This is a genomic window from Aquirufa sp. TARAVU-A1A, assembly GCF_054558675.1.
In genome coordinates, this window is record NZ_JBPXKP010000002.1 from 1 (window position 1) to 17567 (window position 17567).

Sequence of the window (17567 nt, forward strand, 5' to 3'; positions counted from 1 at the left end):
CCTTCTTGTTGTCGGCAATTACACGATCATGTTCTGCGTCTTTGTCATCTCCAGCTTTCTTGTTATCTGCAATCGATTTCTCATGCGCAGCATCCTTATCGTCTGATGCCTTCTTGTTGTCGGCAATTACACGATCATGTTCTGCGTCTTTGTCATCTCCAGCTTTCTTGTTATCTGCAATCGATTTCTCATGGGCAGCATCCTTATCGTCTGATGCCTTCTTGTTGTCGGCAATTACACGATCATGTTCTGCGTCTTTGTCATCTCCAGCTTTCTTGTTATCTGCAATCGATTTCTCATGCGCAGCATCCTTATCGTCTGATGCCTTCTTGTTGTCGGCAATTACACGATCATGTTCTGCGTCTTTGTCATCTCCAGCTTTCTTGTTATCTGCAATCGATTTCTCATGCGCAGCATCCTTATCGTCTGATGCCTTCTTGTTGTCGGCAATCTCGTTTCCAAGTCCGTCCTCACGTCCAATGGCACGATTTTTCTCTTTTTCTACTTCATCATGATTTGCATCACCGCGCGTATCTACTAACGATTTAACATAAGTAGCAACTGACTTAACCGTTGGATATTTTTCATCCGAATCCTTGTCTGTAGCAACATCTGTCGACTTATTCGCCAAAACCTCTTTCTTCAATTCCTCCGCTTTCGCGCGACGAACCTCAGCATACAAGGAATCTAAACCAGCATTTGATTTACCGTCAACATACGTTTTCACCGACTTAACTGTCGGATATTTCTCATCCGAATCCTTATCTGTAGCAACGTCAGTCGATTTATTCGCCAAAACTTCTTTCTTTAATTCCTCCGCTTTCGCGCGACGAACCTCAGCATACAAGGAATCTAAACCAGCATTTGATTTACCGTCAACATAGGTTTTCACCGACTTAACTGTCGGATATTTCTCATCCGAATCCTTGTCTGTATCAACATCTGTTGACTTATTGGCCAAAACCTCTTTCTTCAATTCCTCCGCTTTCGCGCGACGAACCTCAGCATACAAGGAATCTAAACCAGCATTTGATTTACCGTCAACATAGGTTTTCACCGACTTAACTGTCGGATATTTCTCATCCGAATCCTTATCTGTATCAACATCTGTCGATTTATTCGCCAAAACCTCTTTCTTCAATTCCTCGGATTTCGCGCGACGTACCTCAGCATACAAGGAATCTAAACCAGCGTTCGACTTACCGTCAACGTAGGTTTTCACCGACTTAACTGTCGGATATTTTTCATCTGAATCCTTATCAGTAACTACGTCTGTCGATTTATTCGCCAAAACCTCTTTCTTCAATTCCTCGGATTTCGCACGTGCAATTTCAGCTGCTAATGAATCAGATCCGCTCGTTGAACGGGAATCTATATAATCTTTGACCGATTTAACAGTCGGGTATTTTACTTCAGAATTTGCGTATTTAATTAAATCTGATGTTTTATTAATGATATCTTCTTTCTTTAATTCTTCGGATTTTGCACGAGCAATTTCTGCGGCTAGTGAATCTGAACCACTGGTTGAACGAGAGTCCACATAGTCTTTCACCGACTTGATTGTAGGATATTTCGTTGTTGATCCACCATCTTTTACGAAATCCGATGTTTTGTTAATCACATCTTCTTTCTTCAATTCTTCAGCTTTGGCTCGAGCAATCTCGGAAGCTAATGAATCAGCACCACTGGTTGAACGAGAGTCCACATAGTCTTTCACCGACTTGATTGTAGGATATTTAGTGGTAGATCCACCATCCTTCACGAAATCCGATGTTTTATTAATCACATCTTCTTTCTTCAATTCCTCAGCTTTCGCACGTGCAATCTCAGATGCTAATGAATCAGCACCGCTGGTTGAACGAGAATCCACATAGTCTTTCACCGACTTGATTGTAGGGTATTTAATGGTGGATCCACCATCTTTTACGAAATCCGATGTTTTATTAATCACATCTTCTTTCAATAATTCAACTGCCTTTGCACGAACAATTTCAGAAGCTAAAGAATCAGATCCGCTTGTTGAACGAGCATCAACATAATCCTTAACCGCTTTGATTGTCGGATATTTATCATTAGAACCTCCATCATTGACAAAATCAGAAGTCTTATTCGATACATTTTCTTTGTTAAGCAAACCAGGAACTGTCGGATTATCATATGTTCCCCCTAAATCATTTTTCAACTGAATCGAACCTGAAATTAAATTAGTCGCATTGGGTAAGGTTACAGATGTCTCTGTTGCACCGCCACTTAATGTGATGACATTTTTGGCATCATTGATAGAAATCGTTTGTACCTCGGATGTTAAGGAATTAATTGTTGCAGCATCAACATAATTCTTAACTGCTAATACACTTGGGTATTTTTCTGCATTCGCATTATCCTTCGTGATAGAAACTACTTTATTATTTACTTCTTCTTTGCCATTAATTACAGCATTCAAATTTTTTCCTAAGGTATTGTTATCTACATATTCTTTGATCGCTTTTACCGTAGGATATTTTGAGTCTGAGTTCGCATCTGTAATAACATCAGCAGATTTATTAGAAACATTTTCTTTCCCGTCAATAACCAACTGGGTGTCTTTACTCAAGGCAGATTCCAAAACAAATTGCTTAACTGCACTTACTGAAGGGTAATTAACATTCGGATTGGGATCTGTTTTAATATTCGATGATTTATTTAGGCGATCCTCTTTGGCATCCACTGTAGCTTGTAACGCAATGCCCTGGGTTGCCTGATCGACATAGTCCTTCACAGCTTTCACAGAAGGATATTTATTCGAACTTAAGCGATCATCAATAACACTATTGGACTTATTACCCGCATTTTCATAGGTATTAGCCACTTGATCCACTTTCGCTTTTGTGTCATTAACTTGATTAGTAATATTCGTTATTTGATTCGTTACATAGGTTTGATTCGCTGTAATCTGATTACCCTGTTGTTCGATCTTGGTCCCTTGGTTATTAACTGTTACAGAAATGTCACCAATTTTTTTCGAATTATCAGCTGTCACTTTTTCATTATCTGAAATAGCTTGATTGATAATTAAGAACTTTGAAATCGCATCTTTTTGGTTTTGATCAATTTCGTTTTTGATTGGATCTAAATCCTTGTTGACAATATAACCTACGTCATTATTGAAGTAGGAGAGGGTAGTAGGTGTATCACGCACATTTTTGTATTCAACGGATTCCGCATACAAAGCATAAGCCGTGTAATTAAAAGGCTGAACACTCGCAGTAGAAAAGTTCTTCCCACCATCGAAACTCAAATCAACACGTAATTGCTTGACATTCGCATCCCATTTGATTGCATCAAAAGTCCGATAGGTTGCTGTTGTGGCCTGTGTGGACAAACCGGAAGCAGATCCAATTAAACCATTACCAATCGTCAAGTTGATTAAACCATATTCATCCGTGGTTGCCTGGTGAAATTCTTCATAATCGACTGAACCCGATTTGGATAAAAGGGTAAAGCGAACGTTTACCTTACCGTTCTTCAACGGTTGGCCGGTAATCGATGTACCAGGAATCTCAATAGGCTTGGGATCCATGATAACAGCTTGATAATTAAGACTTTTCGTTTGCCCGTAGGACAAAATGGGAAAAGCCACGAGGCAAATTAAACGTAGATAATTTTTCATGTTTTTAGAACGTTTTATTAATTACTTTGAAATCTTAATACCAAAACTGATGGCATCATTGAGAAAATTTAAAGTTGGCTTCCCAACTTGATTAGGGTGAAAAGTTTGCATTCGATTGTATTCCAAAAATGCGCTAATGCGATCATTTAGTTTTTTGTGCACCTGGGCCGACAATCCAGCAAATAGCTGAATATCAGCAAATTGACTATCATTAGTTAAATCAATATATCGGTTTGCCAACGCTTGGTTTCCTTGAATTAATTTAAAACCCGCAAGTCTGCTGTGTAGACTTAAGGACCATTTTTTGAAGGAAGGTGTGTAAATACCTAAACCTCCAGATATGCCTACATAATTCGTTTGATACGAAAAGGCAATGTTTTGGTCATCACCTACCGCATTAAATTGATTGGCTTCCACCTGCACATCTAAATGAACTAAGGACAGAAATTTTGCTAATCTCTGTCGTTGAGAAAAATAGATGGCCTTTTTACTAGAGGAACTGTAATCCTTCGTCGTATCCAACAAAAGAAGTTCTGACCCGATTTGAAATCTGGATCCAGAACCTCTTTTTAGGAAATCCACATCTACACCATCTGAATTTTTAAACAGATAGGTCGAAACATTTGTCCCTACAGACAAATTGTAACTCTGTGCCCTGATATCGCCTATGATTCCGCACACCAGTGCGAAGAAGATAAGCATCAAGACCAATGCTTTGATGTAAAAAAGTGAAATTTTCATGGGGCAATGTTTTAATTGATTTTAGAACTCCGTTTGAAGTGACTGGCCGACTTATCGTTTTTTCTAAGTCTTCCACTCATTCAACGGCACAAACCTACCTCAATAAAAAAGGACCAAAAAACGGTTTAAATGCGTGTTTTGGACTAATTCGGAAATCTAGTACATGGCATTTAGTACATGCGGTTTAAAATGATGCCTTGTACTGCATTTTAAAAGATTCAAGTCCAAGAAAAGAAAGCGAATAACTGATGTTCACACATCTACCCGATAAAAAATGATGGAAATCAGGTTTGAAAAAATATTATTTCCCGCTTTTTCATGATTTAATTCAGGCCAAAACGCCACAATTAGGAGATCATCATGACTTGAAAACAGAAAAATCAACGAAAAAGCGACTTATTTTGATTACAAAATCAAGCGAAAAGCACATACTTAGGCGCTGAGAATCGGATATTTGAAAGCATTTAAGCATTCCCCTGCGAATTTGGGAGCTCTACATCTTAGGCCATATTGAATCTCGTTAGCATATAGAATCACTTAGGTAAATGCTAAATAATAAGCTATCAATTGATTACTATGATTTGAAAGGGATAAGCTTATAGGTAAGGTATTCAACAAAAAAATCCCTCTCAACACAGCATTGAGAGGGATTAAGTACAAAGACGAATCTATTTATTTTAACTAAAACCTAGGGTAATAACCATTGATTCTTGTGGAACACTTTTCAAATATTCAGAGGGAGTCATACCCGTTTTCTTTCTAAATGAATTAACAAAATTAGATCTTGATAGAAAACCACATGTGTAAGCAATCGATTCAAGCGTCAGGTTTTTGGCCTTACCTTCTTTTATTAATTCAATGGCATAATCTATTCTGGCATTATTTTTCCAATCATTAAAGTTAATCCCCAAGTAGTTATTATAATAAGCCGTTAATTGATGATAAGGAATATTCGTATCCTGTGTAATAATGGACAACGTAAATCCTGGTTGTAAATAAGGCTTTTGTTTGAAATATTCAGCCAACTTGCGTGAGATTAACACATTCGTGCTTTCTGATTCAGAAGTTTCAGGTACCAAATTTCGTTCCACGTCTGGCGTGTTATCATTAAATACTAGTTTTTCAGGCGCGTATTCTTTTTTCAATACCCTTCTTCTGCTCACATTATATACAACATTTGGGAAAAAGAAAATGGCCGAATTCATAATTAAAAGGAACAAGGTAGGAAGGAGCATAAATACTTTAACCTCATTTACATCCTGAACCTTATAGGCTCCATGCTGAGCGAACAAGCCAATCAAAAATGAAGTCAAAAAATTCATCCCGGCACAAATGATTAATAATAAATACCAATGGATACTCGAAGTTACCGTCGCCTTTTCATGGGCCAAGTAACTTTCCTTTTGATTGAGATATAATTTAAAAGCGGCAACACAATAGCTAAATCCAATCAAGGGCCTCAACAGTAACTGATATTGAATAGGATATAGTAGGGTTTTCAATTGAATTAATTTAAATGGATTTAAAATCAGCGCTCGAATAAATTCAATTTTAAATTCTGGACTTAAAAATAAATGGGGAGTGATATTCACTAACGATATGGCAAAGGGTAATAAATGAATGAGCTCTGATCGCTTGAATCCCTCAGGCTCATTAGGTAACATGGACTTCTTTATATATAGGTAGAGTAATGGAGCGGATAAATTAAACAGGGGGATAGCACCCGGAATAAAATAATAAAGAATATAAGGATGGTTTACGTAAAAGATAAAATTTCGAGTGAGAGAAAAAATACTCACGGTTAGAAAGAATAAGCTTAAATAAATGTTCAACTTATTCTCATTTTTAGTGTTGATGATCAATAAGGCTGACACCAACAAGCCAAAGAGAGATACAATTTCAAACATAGTATAAATAATTATTATAGAACACGGAGTAAGTTAAAACTTAATCTACTATACGAAACTCATCATTTAAAACTAAACCCAGCCACTCTTGACGCTCAATAATTGTATCGAAATTAGAAATCAAGTCAAAGGGGAGGTACTTAAATTGAAATCAGCAACATTTTGAGGGTATTTTAACCGAATACTAAATGAAATATAGATTTTCAGTCATTGAGATAAATTACCCAATGAACCAAATCACAAAAAAGTACCTTATAATAATTGTCAGCAAAAGCCTTACTAATTACTTTTTATTGTAATTCGCTAGATATTCCGAAGGGGTAATTCCCATTACTTTTTTAAAGGCATCTAGAAAATTAGCGCGTGAACGGTAGCCACATTGTAAAGAGATAGATTCGAGTGTTAATAGTTCTGCATGGCCCGCATTAATTAGCTCCACGGCATAATTAATACGCTGTTCATTCTTCCACTCATTAAAAGTTAACGCATAGCGCGTTTTAATAAAGTATGATATCTGATGTACAGGTAATTTGGTACCTTCGGAAATCATATTCAACGAAAAACCAGCCTTTAAATAAGGTTGATCTTCTATATAAGCCGAAAATAAACGCTCGATTTCATCTAAATCGTATTTGGTCGATTCCGCATCCTGAAGTGTTGAGTTTCTAAACTTGACAATTCGATCTGATTTAGATTTTTCAATAAAATATTTCTCAAAAACTAATTTAGGATGAAAGAGTGCCGCCAAAATAAAAAAGGCATTTGCATATCGGGGGGAAGCCACAAGTTTATTAATTTCTAATCCATTTTTATTATAAATAAGGTATTCAGGATTTAAGCGTAAACCCACCATGATCGTCATTGCATAAAAGCCAAATCCAGTTAAAAAGAATAAACAATAATATCCATAGTGGTAACCACGTTCACTTTTAATTCGAAATTGATTTGCTTTAAAGCTGTTATAAAACAAACGAAAGGAAGCCAATAAATATAAAAATGACTGAAACATGCGAAAAATAACATGCGCATAATAGGGTACAAACAAGGTCGGGGCACGAAAACCGTACATTGGATTGTTTAAAAAAGAGTTGATAAATTCTTTTTTATCATGCGAGTCCATGAATATATAGGGAGTGGCGTTGATAAAAAATAGCAAAGAAGGCAAAAAGTAAAGTAAATAATATTTTTTAAACTTAAAATTTGGCTGAAATACCGAAGCAAAATACAGATACATTAAAGGCCCAGCCGCCATATTCATCAAGATTGAAAATGGATAAACTTTGGTTACTAGCCAACTGAACTCACTCGACAATAGGGCAAAAGATGTTACCGCAAAAAAGGAGTGACAAAAAACAAAAAGAGCAAAATAAAAATTGGGACCATAGCGTTCTGCCCGATTTAGGAAAATCAATATAGACAGAACAATACCCAGTATGGTTACAAATAATATCATATAATTAGAACACTAATTAGGATGCGCAAACAATAAATCGCACTATTCAAATCCCGAAAAACAAATTAGGTCTAATTTGACCCATTGTCAAGTGTAGGCATGTACAAATTTGTACAAATGCCATTAAACAACTCAATTATTTATCAAACGGTCGATACTTCGTTAATACATGTCCAAGTACATCCTTTTTATAGAACAAAACAACCTTAAATTTTCCTTGGGTGTAATTTTCTGCTTGATCAAAAAAATGGATTGAATTAGGGTTACCACTTTGGCCACCGGCCAACAAACTATAGGCTTTTATTTTAGGACCAAATTCAACAGCAGCGACAAAACTATTCCCATTCACACCATACCATTTTTTTGAGCCTTGATAGGGCTTACTTGTGTAAGAGGGCAGTTGGCCCCAAGCAGAGGAAGTAAAGGCCACAGGAAGACTTGGTTTCAAATCATCGAACATTACGGTATTGGATATACGTTGGAACCGGTTGACTTCCCCCCATGTTATTTTCCATGTACCAAATTGCTGTTCTACATTCAACTTTGCTTTTGATAAGGCATCCAATAAAACATCAGCTGATGCTTCATTCGCAAATTGAGTAAAGTTGATTACCGGATCCGTTTCGCCACCAAAAGTTCTGATTTTCGGAATGGCGGGAAGAAGTAATGAAGCCCAACGAATTGCCATATGCTGAGCTATCGAATTAACTTGGGCATTTCGGTCCCAGGCAGCTAAACTATCCACCAATTCTTTCAAATCAGGTCTAGGACTTTTCGCGTAAGCCTTAACGATACCAGGGATGAGCACATCAAATGCTGCTAAATGTCGATCGTATCCAACCTTGATTAAATCATTCACATCGAAGCCGGTATGATTTGAAAATAAGCGAACCGCATTTTTATCCCGGAAGTTTTCTCCATCCGGTGCCATGTAGGCCGGATAATTCGATCGTAAAGGACTTGCGCTACCCGAAACGGTAAAAGGTGTCGAATTACAATTTTGAATCCAACCGGTAACGGGATTTACTATATGAACTAATTCATTCACCGGGTGTAAACCTTTCCAATCATTTGCAGAGCGTGTTCCATCTTGCACGAGGCCCCAATCCTTTTTAGGATCGCGAATAGGCACAAAATTTCCATGCCAATAGGCAATATTCCCTTTATTATCTGCATAAACGGTATTATTGGACGTATTAGCACGCATGTCCATCACCTGTTGGTAGGATTTCAAGCCGGTGGTTTTTGTTCTCAACCAACTCTGCTCTAGACTTACCAAGGAACGATTATACGACCGGACCGAAATCCATTTTCCATCCCTTTGGGCCATTACCGCGCCGCGATGCGTAAAGTAAGCCGTAATTTCGCGCGGCTGAATTTCACCTTTAACCTGTAAACGGATTTTCTTGATTTGCAACGGACGCCACGAACCGTCCAACAAATAATAGGGGATACCTTGACGCATTTCGACTTGCTCCTGATACATATCGGAAACATCTACTTGACTCGAGGTATGCATCCAGCCTCCATATTGATTGAAACCCTGGTACACAAAAAATTGGCCCCAAGTTACCGCGCCATAGACATTCATTCCAGCCTCACTATTCACGTGAATCTCGGGTCGGAAATAAAATGTTACATGCGGGTTAATATACAGCAGTGCATTTCCCGACTTAGATAAATTCTTACCTATGGCAAAGCCATTAGAACCCGTTAAATCTTCATCCGCAACATGTTCACGATGCGATGCGATTGCGGTATTTAAGCCATAAAATGCACCAACTTCTTTTTCTGTAACATCACCTGTAGAAATCGCCCCAATCGAGCCATCCGTCCATAATAGTGGATACCAAGGCTCAAAGTGCGTCAACAAAGCTGGTTTAACTTCGGGATGTTTGAATAGATAATAATTGATACCGTCGGCATATGCAACCAGCAATTTCTTGAGCCAAGCTGGACTCTTCTGATAATCCGCCTTGGCCTCTTCGGGATCAATAATTAAACGGAGGTACAAATCATTCGCCAATTGCTTTTCTCCTTCAATCTCAGATAATCGACCTAATTTTTCAATGTAATTACGTTCTACACGAGAGAAATCATCTTCACATTGTGCATACAACATACCAAAAACAGCATCTGCATCTGATTTCCCATAAATGTGCGGAACGCCAAAATGATCTCGGTAAATGGTGACACGTTTAGCTTGGGCCTGCATTCTTGATAATTCAGGAGAGGCAGCTATTTGCCAAGAAATCAGCAATAAAACAATTAGGTTTCTCATAACTACTAAGGTTACTTTCAAAAGTATTATTTTAACTGAATTTACCTATCCTGAACAAAAAAAAAAGCACGCCGAAGCGTGCTTTAAATTGATAATAATAGACTTTATTGAACATCCAAATACGCACGTTCGATGACACCTTTTTCTTTAGCAATCCCCTGAACTCCAGCACTTAATCTGTTAACCCGACGCGTTACTTTGTTCGTTTTACCTTCATGTGTGAAGCTTAGAATTAAATCAAAAGGAGCTGCCGTAGAAATTTTGGTTTCCAACAAAAGATTCGCGGGAGGCCCCTTCATTTCTTTATCGGCCGCTAATAAAGTTTCCAAAACCTTACCTGTTGTGTCCGCAACCTCAACACTAAGTCCTGCGAAAGCGCTTTCTTTGCCTTTTTGGACTAACAAAACCACTGCATGTCCGTTCGTCGAATCCAATGTTTTCTTTTCAGCAAAATTCACCGTTTGAGGACGTTTAGCACCACTTGCGAAAATACGTCCAAATTCAGCAACCGGTTCTAAAACTTCCGTAACTGATAAAACTAAAATGATTCCTGTAATTAAAGACGCAACTACCAATTCCTTTTTGATTGAACCACTTTTACGATCTTTTGAATAGGCTTTGATGGAATCCCAGTTGTTGATGATATGAAATATGGCAAAACTGATAAACACCAAACCAAAAATGGTATGTGTCATCTCAATAAAATGCGCTTTCTGTTTGATGTAAAGTAAAATACCCGTTGTAGCTAATAAAAAGAATGCGATAGCAACGGTTAGCGAAATTAGATTTTTGTTTTTCATGGGTTTATTTTTTTTTCAAAATTGGTAACAGCATTTAAATTCTAGCCAACAAATTCGACAAAAGGCGGAAATTCTCCAACATAAACCGATAAATAGGTATAAAAACTTGTTCGTTGTCTTTTTAACTTGCAAGTCTATTTAAACCTATCCTTTTGAAACATTTATATTTATTACTCTTATTCGGAATTTCTTACCTAGGCATAAGCCAAAGTACGCCTAAAGGCAAACTTAGCGGCCAAATCATAGAAGCTAATACGACAAACCCTATTCCTTTTTCAAGCATCCGTATACAAACGGCAAATCCTGTAAAATTAATTACAGGAACTATCGCGAATGATAAAGGTGAATTCAGCATCGATGTATCCCAAGGTATCTATGATATTGTAGTCGAAAGTGTGGGATTTGAAGTGCAAACGTTGAAACAAGTTCAAATCAGTAAATCCACGAACTTAGGTCAAATTCAAGTTAAAGCCAGTACACAAACCTTAGCAGAGGTAACCGTTAAAGGTCAAAAATCCAGTATGGAGCTATCGTTGGATAAGCGAATCTTCAATGTGGGAACTGATGCGGCCAATAAAGGGGCTACGGCAGCAGAGATATTGGGCAATTTACCGTCGGTACAAGTCAACGGTGATGGCGGAGTTAGCCTTCGAGGTAGTGAAAATGTACGAATTTTAGTCGACGGGAAGCCCTCTACGCTTGTGGGCATAAACGGTTCATCAGGACTACAATCACTGCAAGGAAACCTGATTGATAAGGTCGAAATCATTACAAATCCTTCCGCGCGTTATGAGGCAGAAGGCATGGCCGGTATCATCAACATTGTTTTGAAGAAAAACCAAAACCAAGGATTTAATGGTGCCATTGAAACCAATTTAGGTTATCCAGAAAATTTTGGAGGGACCGCCATCATCAATTACCGCAAAAACAAATTGAATTTCTTTTTAAACTATGGCCTTTTCTATCGCAGAACACCCGGAAGAGGAAATTTATATCAAGAAGTTTATACAGGTGAACAAACGAATTACCTCCAACAAACCAGCTCGAACAATGTCACGGGATTAGTGAACAACATCCGAGGTGGAGCAGATTACTTTTTTAACGACAAAACAATTTTAACAGGATCCTATATTTTCCGAAGTACACATGTTCGTCGAATTACAGATTTCTACTATTTAGATTACCGTAAATCCTTAACTAATCTTTATTCGAATACATATCGCCAACAAGACGAAAAAGAAACGGAACCCAATGCTGAATATGCCTTAACTTTTAAGAAATCATTTGCGAAAAAAGGGAAGGAGTTTACGGCCGACTTGCGTTACCTGGATTATTGGGAACAGTCGGACCAAATTTACACGCAAACAAGTCGGTTTGGCGATGGAACGCCTTTTCCAGCCAATTCATTGGTTCAAAAAGCTTTGAATGATGAATATGAGCATCAGTGGATTCTGCAGGCCGACTATACAAATCCCTTAGGTAAAGATGGCAAATTAGAAACAGGATTGAGGACAAGTTTTCGGGATATGACCAATGATTACACAGTAACACAGCAACAGGACAATGGGAGTTTTACCGTCATTCCAGGATTGCAAAATTTATTTGTGTACAACGAGAATATCTCAGCAGCCTATTTGATTTTAGGGAATAAAAAGAACAAATTCTCTTATCAATTTGGCCTAAGAGGGGAATTAACCGACATTCAAACGGAATTAAAACAAACGCAAGAAAAGAACCCTCGGAACTATGCGAACTTATTTCCAAGTGCGCACTTTACCTATGCAGTAAATCCGAATAGTTCATTCCAATTAGGTTATTCACGCCGGGTTCGTAGACCAACCTATAATGAACTAAGTCCTTTTGTGACCTTTTCAGATAATCGTAATTACTTCTCAGGAAACCCCAATTTGAATCCTGAGTTCACCAATTCATTTGATTTAGGACATTTGAAATATTTCGATGCGGGAAGTTTAAGTTCATCCGTTTACTACCGCTACACGACGGGAAAAATCGATCAAATACGAACCGTAGATGTACAAGGATATTCGAAAAGTTTACCTCAAAACTTCGCGGACCAACAATCCATGGGGATTGAATTAACAAGTTCATTCAATGTATCCAAAAATTATAAGGCAGATGTAAGCTTTAATGGATTTCGCGCATTGATTGATGCGAGTAACATCAATGCTGCCTATTTGGTGGATACCTATTCTTGGTTTGTTCGACATACATCCCGCATAAAAATCGGAGGAGGAGTCGATGCACAAGTTCGAGCTAATTATGAGGCGCCTCAAAAAACAGCACAAGGAACACGTGGTAATATCGCATGGGTAGATTTATCGGCAACCAAAGACGTCATGCAAGGCAAGGGAACTTTGAGCTTAAATGTATTGGATTTATTCAATTCACGAATCATGCGAACGGAAACCAATGGCGGAACTTTTTACACAAACCGGGAAATGCAGGGCAGATTAAGACAAATAAATATTACTTTTAACTACCGATTTAATACCACCAAGCAAGCGGCGAAACAGCGTCGGAGCATGATGGATGAAGAGAATTAAGATTTAAACCTATGAAACAAAAGATTTTAATAGCAGCAGGTCTGATGACTTTGTTAGCAACTGCTTGTACAAGTACCCAAGAAAAAAGCACCTATCAAGTCATTTTTGAGGATCAAGATCAAATCGCGGAACGTGCGAAAGCTGCCAAAGAAAAATTACCGATTAAAATCACCCCCGGCATGGTTATTACCCGTTGGGCATCCGATAGCCTAGCACCAGATCCTGTGGCGATTGATATCGATGACCAAGGGGCTGTATATTTAAACAGCACCAACCGCGGGAAAGTATCTGAATTTGATATTCGTGGACACAGAGATTGGATGACGGAATCTATTGGGTTTAAATCCGTTGAAGATCGTAAAGCCTTTTTACATCGAACATTTGCACCTGAAAACTCGGATAAGAACGCATGGCTACCTGATTTAAATGGCGATGGCATTCATGATTGGCATGATTTGACCATTGAAAAAGAAGAAATCTGGAAGTTAGAAGATAAGAACGGGGACGGATATGCAGATCAAGGAACGCGCATTCTAAATCAATTTAATCAAGAAGTAACTGACGTAGCCGGCGGATTATTGGTTCGCAAAAAAGATGCATTTGTTGCTGTGGGACCTGATTTATGGCGTTTGGATAATACAAATAAAAAAGGACTTTGGACAAATGCCAAATCAATAGCCACTGGTTTTGCCGTGCATATTGGTTTTGGAGGTCATGGCATGTCGAGTGTCATTGAAGGACCCGATGGAAAGATTTACTGGCAAATAGGGGATATTGGAGCCAACATCACAACGGTCGATGGACGCAATTTACCTAATCCCAATTCGGGCGTTTTAGTACGTTCAAATCCTGATGGAACCGACTTTGAAATTGTCGCATACGGTATTCGAAATACGCATGAGTTTGCTTTTGATCACTATGGAAATATCATCAGTTCGGATAATGACGGAGACCATCCGGGTGAAAGTGAGCGTTTAGTTCATATTGTTGAGGGGGCGGATATTGGTTGGCGCTCCAATTGGCAATATGGAAAATACACAGACCCGAAAAACAACTTATACAAGGTTTGGATGGACGAAAAATTGTATTTGCCTCGTTGGGAAGGCCAAGCAGCCTACATCATTCCACCCATCCGCAATTACCACAATGGACCAACGGGGATGGTTTTTAATCCGGGAACGGCATTGGGTAAGAAATGGCAGAATAAGTTTTTCTTGGTTGAATTCGTGGGCAATGCGAACAATTCACACATTTGGGCTTTTGATTTAAAGCCAAAAGGCGCATCGTTTGATTTTAAATCTGAAGTGGATGTGGTAAGTGGCATTTTACCTACGGGGATTCGATTTGGTCCAGAAGGTGCTTTGTATGCGGCCGACTGGGTAAATGGTTGGGATGCGAAGAATTTTGGACGCGTTTGGAAATTGGATGTAACAGCAGAATCGAATGATTTGGCAGCAGAGCGTCAAAAAACGAAGGAATTAATTCAAATGGATTATGCCAAAGCACCAGTGAGTCAATTGAGTGAATTATTGTTTTACGGCGATATGCGGGTTAGACAAAAGGCGCAATTTGAATTGGTTGCAAAAGGCGAGTCTAGCATCTTAAACCAAGCAATCAATCAAAAAGACAATCAATTAGCGCGCGTGCATGGGATTTGGGGAATAGGCCAACTGGCGAGAAATAAGCCTGCTTTAAACGAAACATTGGTTCCTTTAATTCAAGATGCTGATGAGGAAATACAAGCGCAGGCGATTAAAGTATTGGGGGACAATAAATTCAGTTCAGCTTCAGCGTCTATTATTCCTCGTTTAGCATCTAGCACACCGCGTGTGCAATTCTTTGCCGCACAAGCATTAGGTCGAATGGGAGCGTCCCAGGCGGTAAATCCATTACTTGATTTAATCAAACAAAATCAAGACCAGGATGTGTATTTACGTCATGCGGCTGTATTAGCATTAAGTCGGATAGGGCAGGTGGAACCCATTGCGGCATTAGCATCGTCAACAAATCGTTCTTTACGCATTGCGGCCGTATTAGTATTACGTCGAATGAAAAATCCAGCTGTTGCACAATTCCTGCAAGATTCTGATGAATACATTGTAACGGAGGCTGCGCGTGCAATTCACGATGATGAATCGATAGTAGAAGCATTGCCAGCTTTAGCACAGACTTTGGCAGTGAACAAATGGACAAACGAGGCGTTAATTCGTAGAGCTATCAATGCATGTTTACGTGTAGGCACGGCGAAAGAAATCGACTTATTGGTCGCTTATATTCAGCGTCAAGATATTCCAGATGCATTGCGTGCAGAAGGTATTGCGACATTAGGCACTTGGGGAAATCCATCCGTATTAGATCGTGTGGATGGTCGCTACAGAGGCCAATTAGATCGGAAGTCGGCAGATGTTGTTGCCAAAGTTTCAGGGATCATTCCTAGATTTTTGAAAAGTAAAAACCTAGAGGTATTGACAGCAACGGGCCAATTAATCGCTGAATTAGGCATTCAAGATGTTAAATCGGAGCAGACTCAGTTATTCCTAAATCATCCAAGCCCGAAGGTTCGTGCAAGCCAATTAAGTTCACTGATCGCATTGAAAGACCAAAATCTACCTTTATTGCTGACAAAAGGCATTGAAGATATAGACCGCAATGTGCGCGCTTTGGCATTAGGATCCTTGGATAAAATTGCCATTTCGAAAAATCAACTTCCGGGCATCATTAATCCAATTTTTGAGAAAGGTAGCGTACCTGAACAACAACAATTGTTGCAAAGTATTGCCAAAATGCCTGCTGATCATACGCAGGATGTTTTGGCCGATTTAATTGCTCGGATGGTTGATAATAAATTACCAGCAGGTATTAAATTGGATTTGATGGAAGCGGTTGAAGCGACTAAATCGGAGATGTTGGTTGCCAAATTGGATGCTTTGAAAACCAAGGGGACATTGACAGATGAATACAAAGACGCATTATACGGTGGAAATTTACAAGTAGGAAATACTATTTTCTATCGCAACCAATCGGTTGAATGTATTCGTTGTCACAATGCAGGAGGAGAAGGGGGAGTTGTAGGACCTTCTTTGAAAGGTATTGCCAGTCGTTTAACCCGCGAACAAATTTTGCAGGCATTAATTGAACCAAGCGCTCGAATTGCACCTGGTTACGGAATGATTTCGTTGGTATTAACCGATGGCCAGGAAGTAACGGGAACCGTAATTCAAGAGACAGAAGGGGAGATTCAGTTGAAAACGAGCGAGGCAGAACCTTTACGGATTGCTACGGCTCGTATTAAATCGCGTGAAAATTATCCATCGAGTATGCCACCGATGGGCAGCTTAATGAGTAAGCGTGAGATTCGGGATGTGGTGGAGTTTTTGTCGTCGTTGAAATAGACGTTAGACGATGGACGTTGGACGGTAGACATTGGACTTTAGACGTTAGACGTTGGACGTTGGACTATGTACATTTAGCTTTGGAATGAAATCCTAATGTAGAGACGCGATACTTCGCGTCTTTATTTAGGTGAAAACCAAGAGTGAAGAGTGAAGAGTGAAGAAGTAAGAGGTAAGAACTGGTGGTAATAATACCTTCGGACTAACAACAAACTAGAGACTTCGGACTGACCACTGACTACTGACTTCGGACTTAGAACTGACCACAGACCACTGACAACAGACTACTGACTGACCAAAGACTACTAGCGACTAGTGACTAGCGACTTTTAACATACCTTAACATCAACTAACTCACAATTTTTTGCTTATATTTGCATCATGCGTTTGTTAAAACTCTTTATATTATTTGTTTCTGTGTGCTTCTTTACGACGGTGGCGTCGGCAAAGCAAGTATTCGGTTTACAAGAAGTAGTCGCAACAAACAACCAAAAACAAATTAAAAAAACAGAGCCTAAAGAGCTCTCATTCATTAATTTAATTTTTGAAGAATCGGACAACAGCGAAGATGAAGATGATTCACATGAGCTAAGTTTCTTTCTTTTACCCCTTTCTAGCGAATTTACCTACCCACAAGTGGGGGCCATTGCAGTAGCAAACGCCCATCTTACCTATTCGAAGGTAAACCACAATTCAACTCCCTTATTCATTCAATTTAGGAATATTAGGCTGTAGGAATTCCCATTCGAGGAATCCCTTTATTCAATCGCCTAAACTAGT

9 protein-coding genes are annotated in these 17567 nt (G+C 38.9%); 3 read left to right on the plus strand and 6 right to left on the minus strand.

The window, feature by feature from the left end; genetic code table 11:
- From V7S75_RS02655 to V7S75_RS02680, 6 genes are all read right to left on the minus strand, one after another.
- Positions 1 to 3649 (minus strand): hypothetical protein (locus V7S75_RS02655; RefSeq protein WP_459511150.1); only part of this gene is annotated, 3649 nt, incomplete at its 3' end.
- A gap of 21 nt (positions 3650 to 3670) precedes the next feature.
- Positions 3671 to 4390, minus strand: a complete 720-nt coding sequence (locus V7S75_RS02660) for a hypothetical protein (protein ID WP_459511151.1) — start codon at positions 4388 to 4390, stop codon at positions 3671 to 3673.
- A 677-nt stretch (positions 4391 to 5067) separates the two neighbouring features.
- Positions 5068 to 6297, minus strand: a complete 1230-nt coding sequence (locus V7S75_RS02665; RefSeq protein ID WP_459511152.1) for a helix-turn-helix domain-containing protein — start codon at positions 6295 to 6297, stop codon at positions 5068 to 5070.
- Positions 6298 to 6580: 283 nt separating this feature from the next.
- Positions 6581 to 7366, minus strand: coding sequence for a helix-turn-helix domain-containing protein (locus tag V7S75_RS02670; protein WP_459511153.1), 786 nt, complete (start codon positions 7364 to 7366; stop codon positions 6581 to 6583).
- A gap of 520 nt (positions 7367 to 7886) precedes the next feature.
- Complete coding sequence (locus V7S75_RS02675) at positions 7887 to 10031, minus strand: penicillin acylase family protein (RefSeq protein WP_459511154.1); 2145 nt, start codon at positions 10029 to 10031, stop codon at positions 7887 to 7889.
- Between the two features lie 104 nt (positions 10032 to 10135).
- Positions 10136 to 10831 carry a DUF4405 domain-containing protein gene (locus V7S75_RS02680; protein ID WP_459511155.1) on the minus strand — a complete coding sequence of 232 codons (696 nt, stop codon included), beginning with the start codon at positions 10829 to 10831 and terminating at the stop codon, positions 10136 to 10138.
- Positions 10832 to 10983: 152 nt separating this feature from the next.
- Here V7S75_RS02680 and V7S75_RS02685 point away from each other — a divergent pair, with 152 nt between their 5' ends.
- The 3 genes from V7S75_RS02685 (at position 10984) to V7S75_RS02695 (ending at position 17522) form a co-directional block, all read left to right on the plus strand.
- Positions 10984 to 13395 carry a TonB-dependent receptor gene (locus V7S75_RS02685; protein WP_459511156.1) on the plus strand — a complete coding sequence of 804 codons (2412 nt, stop codon included), beginning with the start codon at positions 10984 to 10986 and terminating at the stop codon, positions 13393 to 13395.
- An 11-nt stretch (positions 13396 to 13406) separates the two neighbouring features.
- Positions 13407 to 16787, plus strand: a complete 3381-nt coding sequence (locus V7S75_RS02690; RefSeq protein ID WP_459511157.1) for a HEAT repeat domain-containing protein — start codon at positions 13407 to 13409, stop codon at positions 16785 to 16787.
- 381 nt (positions 16788 to 17168) lie between these two features.
- Positions 17169 to 17522, plus strand: a complete 354-nt coding sequence (locus V7S75_RS02695; protein ID WP_459511158.1) for a hypothetical protein — start codon at positions 17169 to 17171, stop codon at positions 17520 to 17522.
- Positions 17523 to 17567 lie beyond the last annotated feature (45 nt).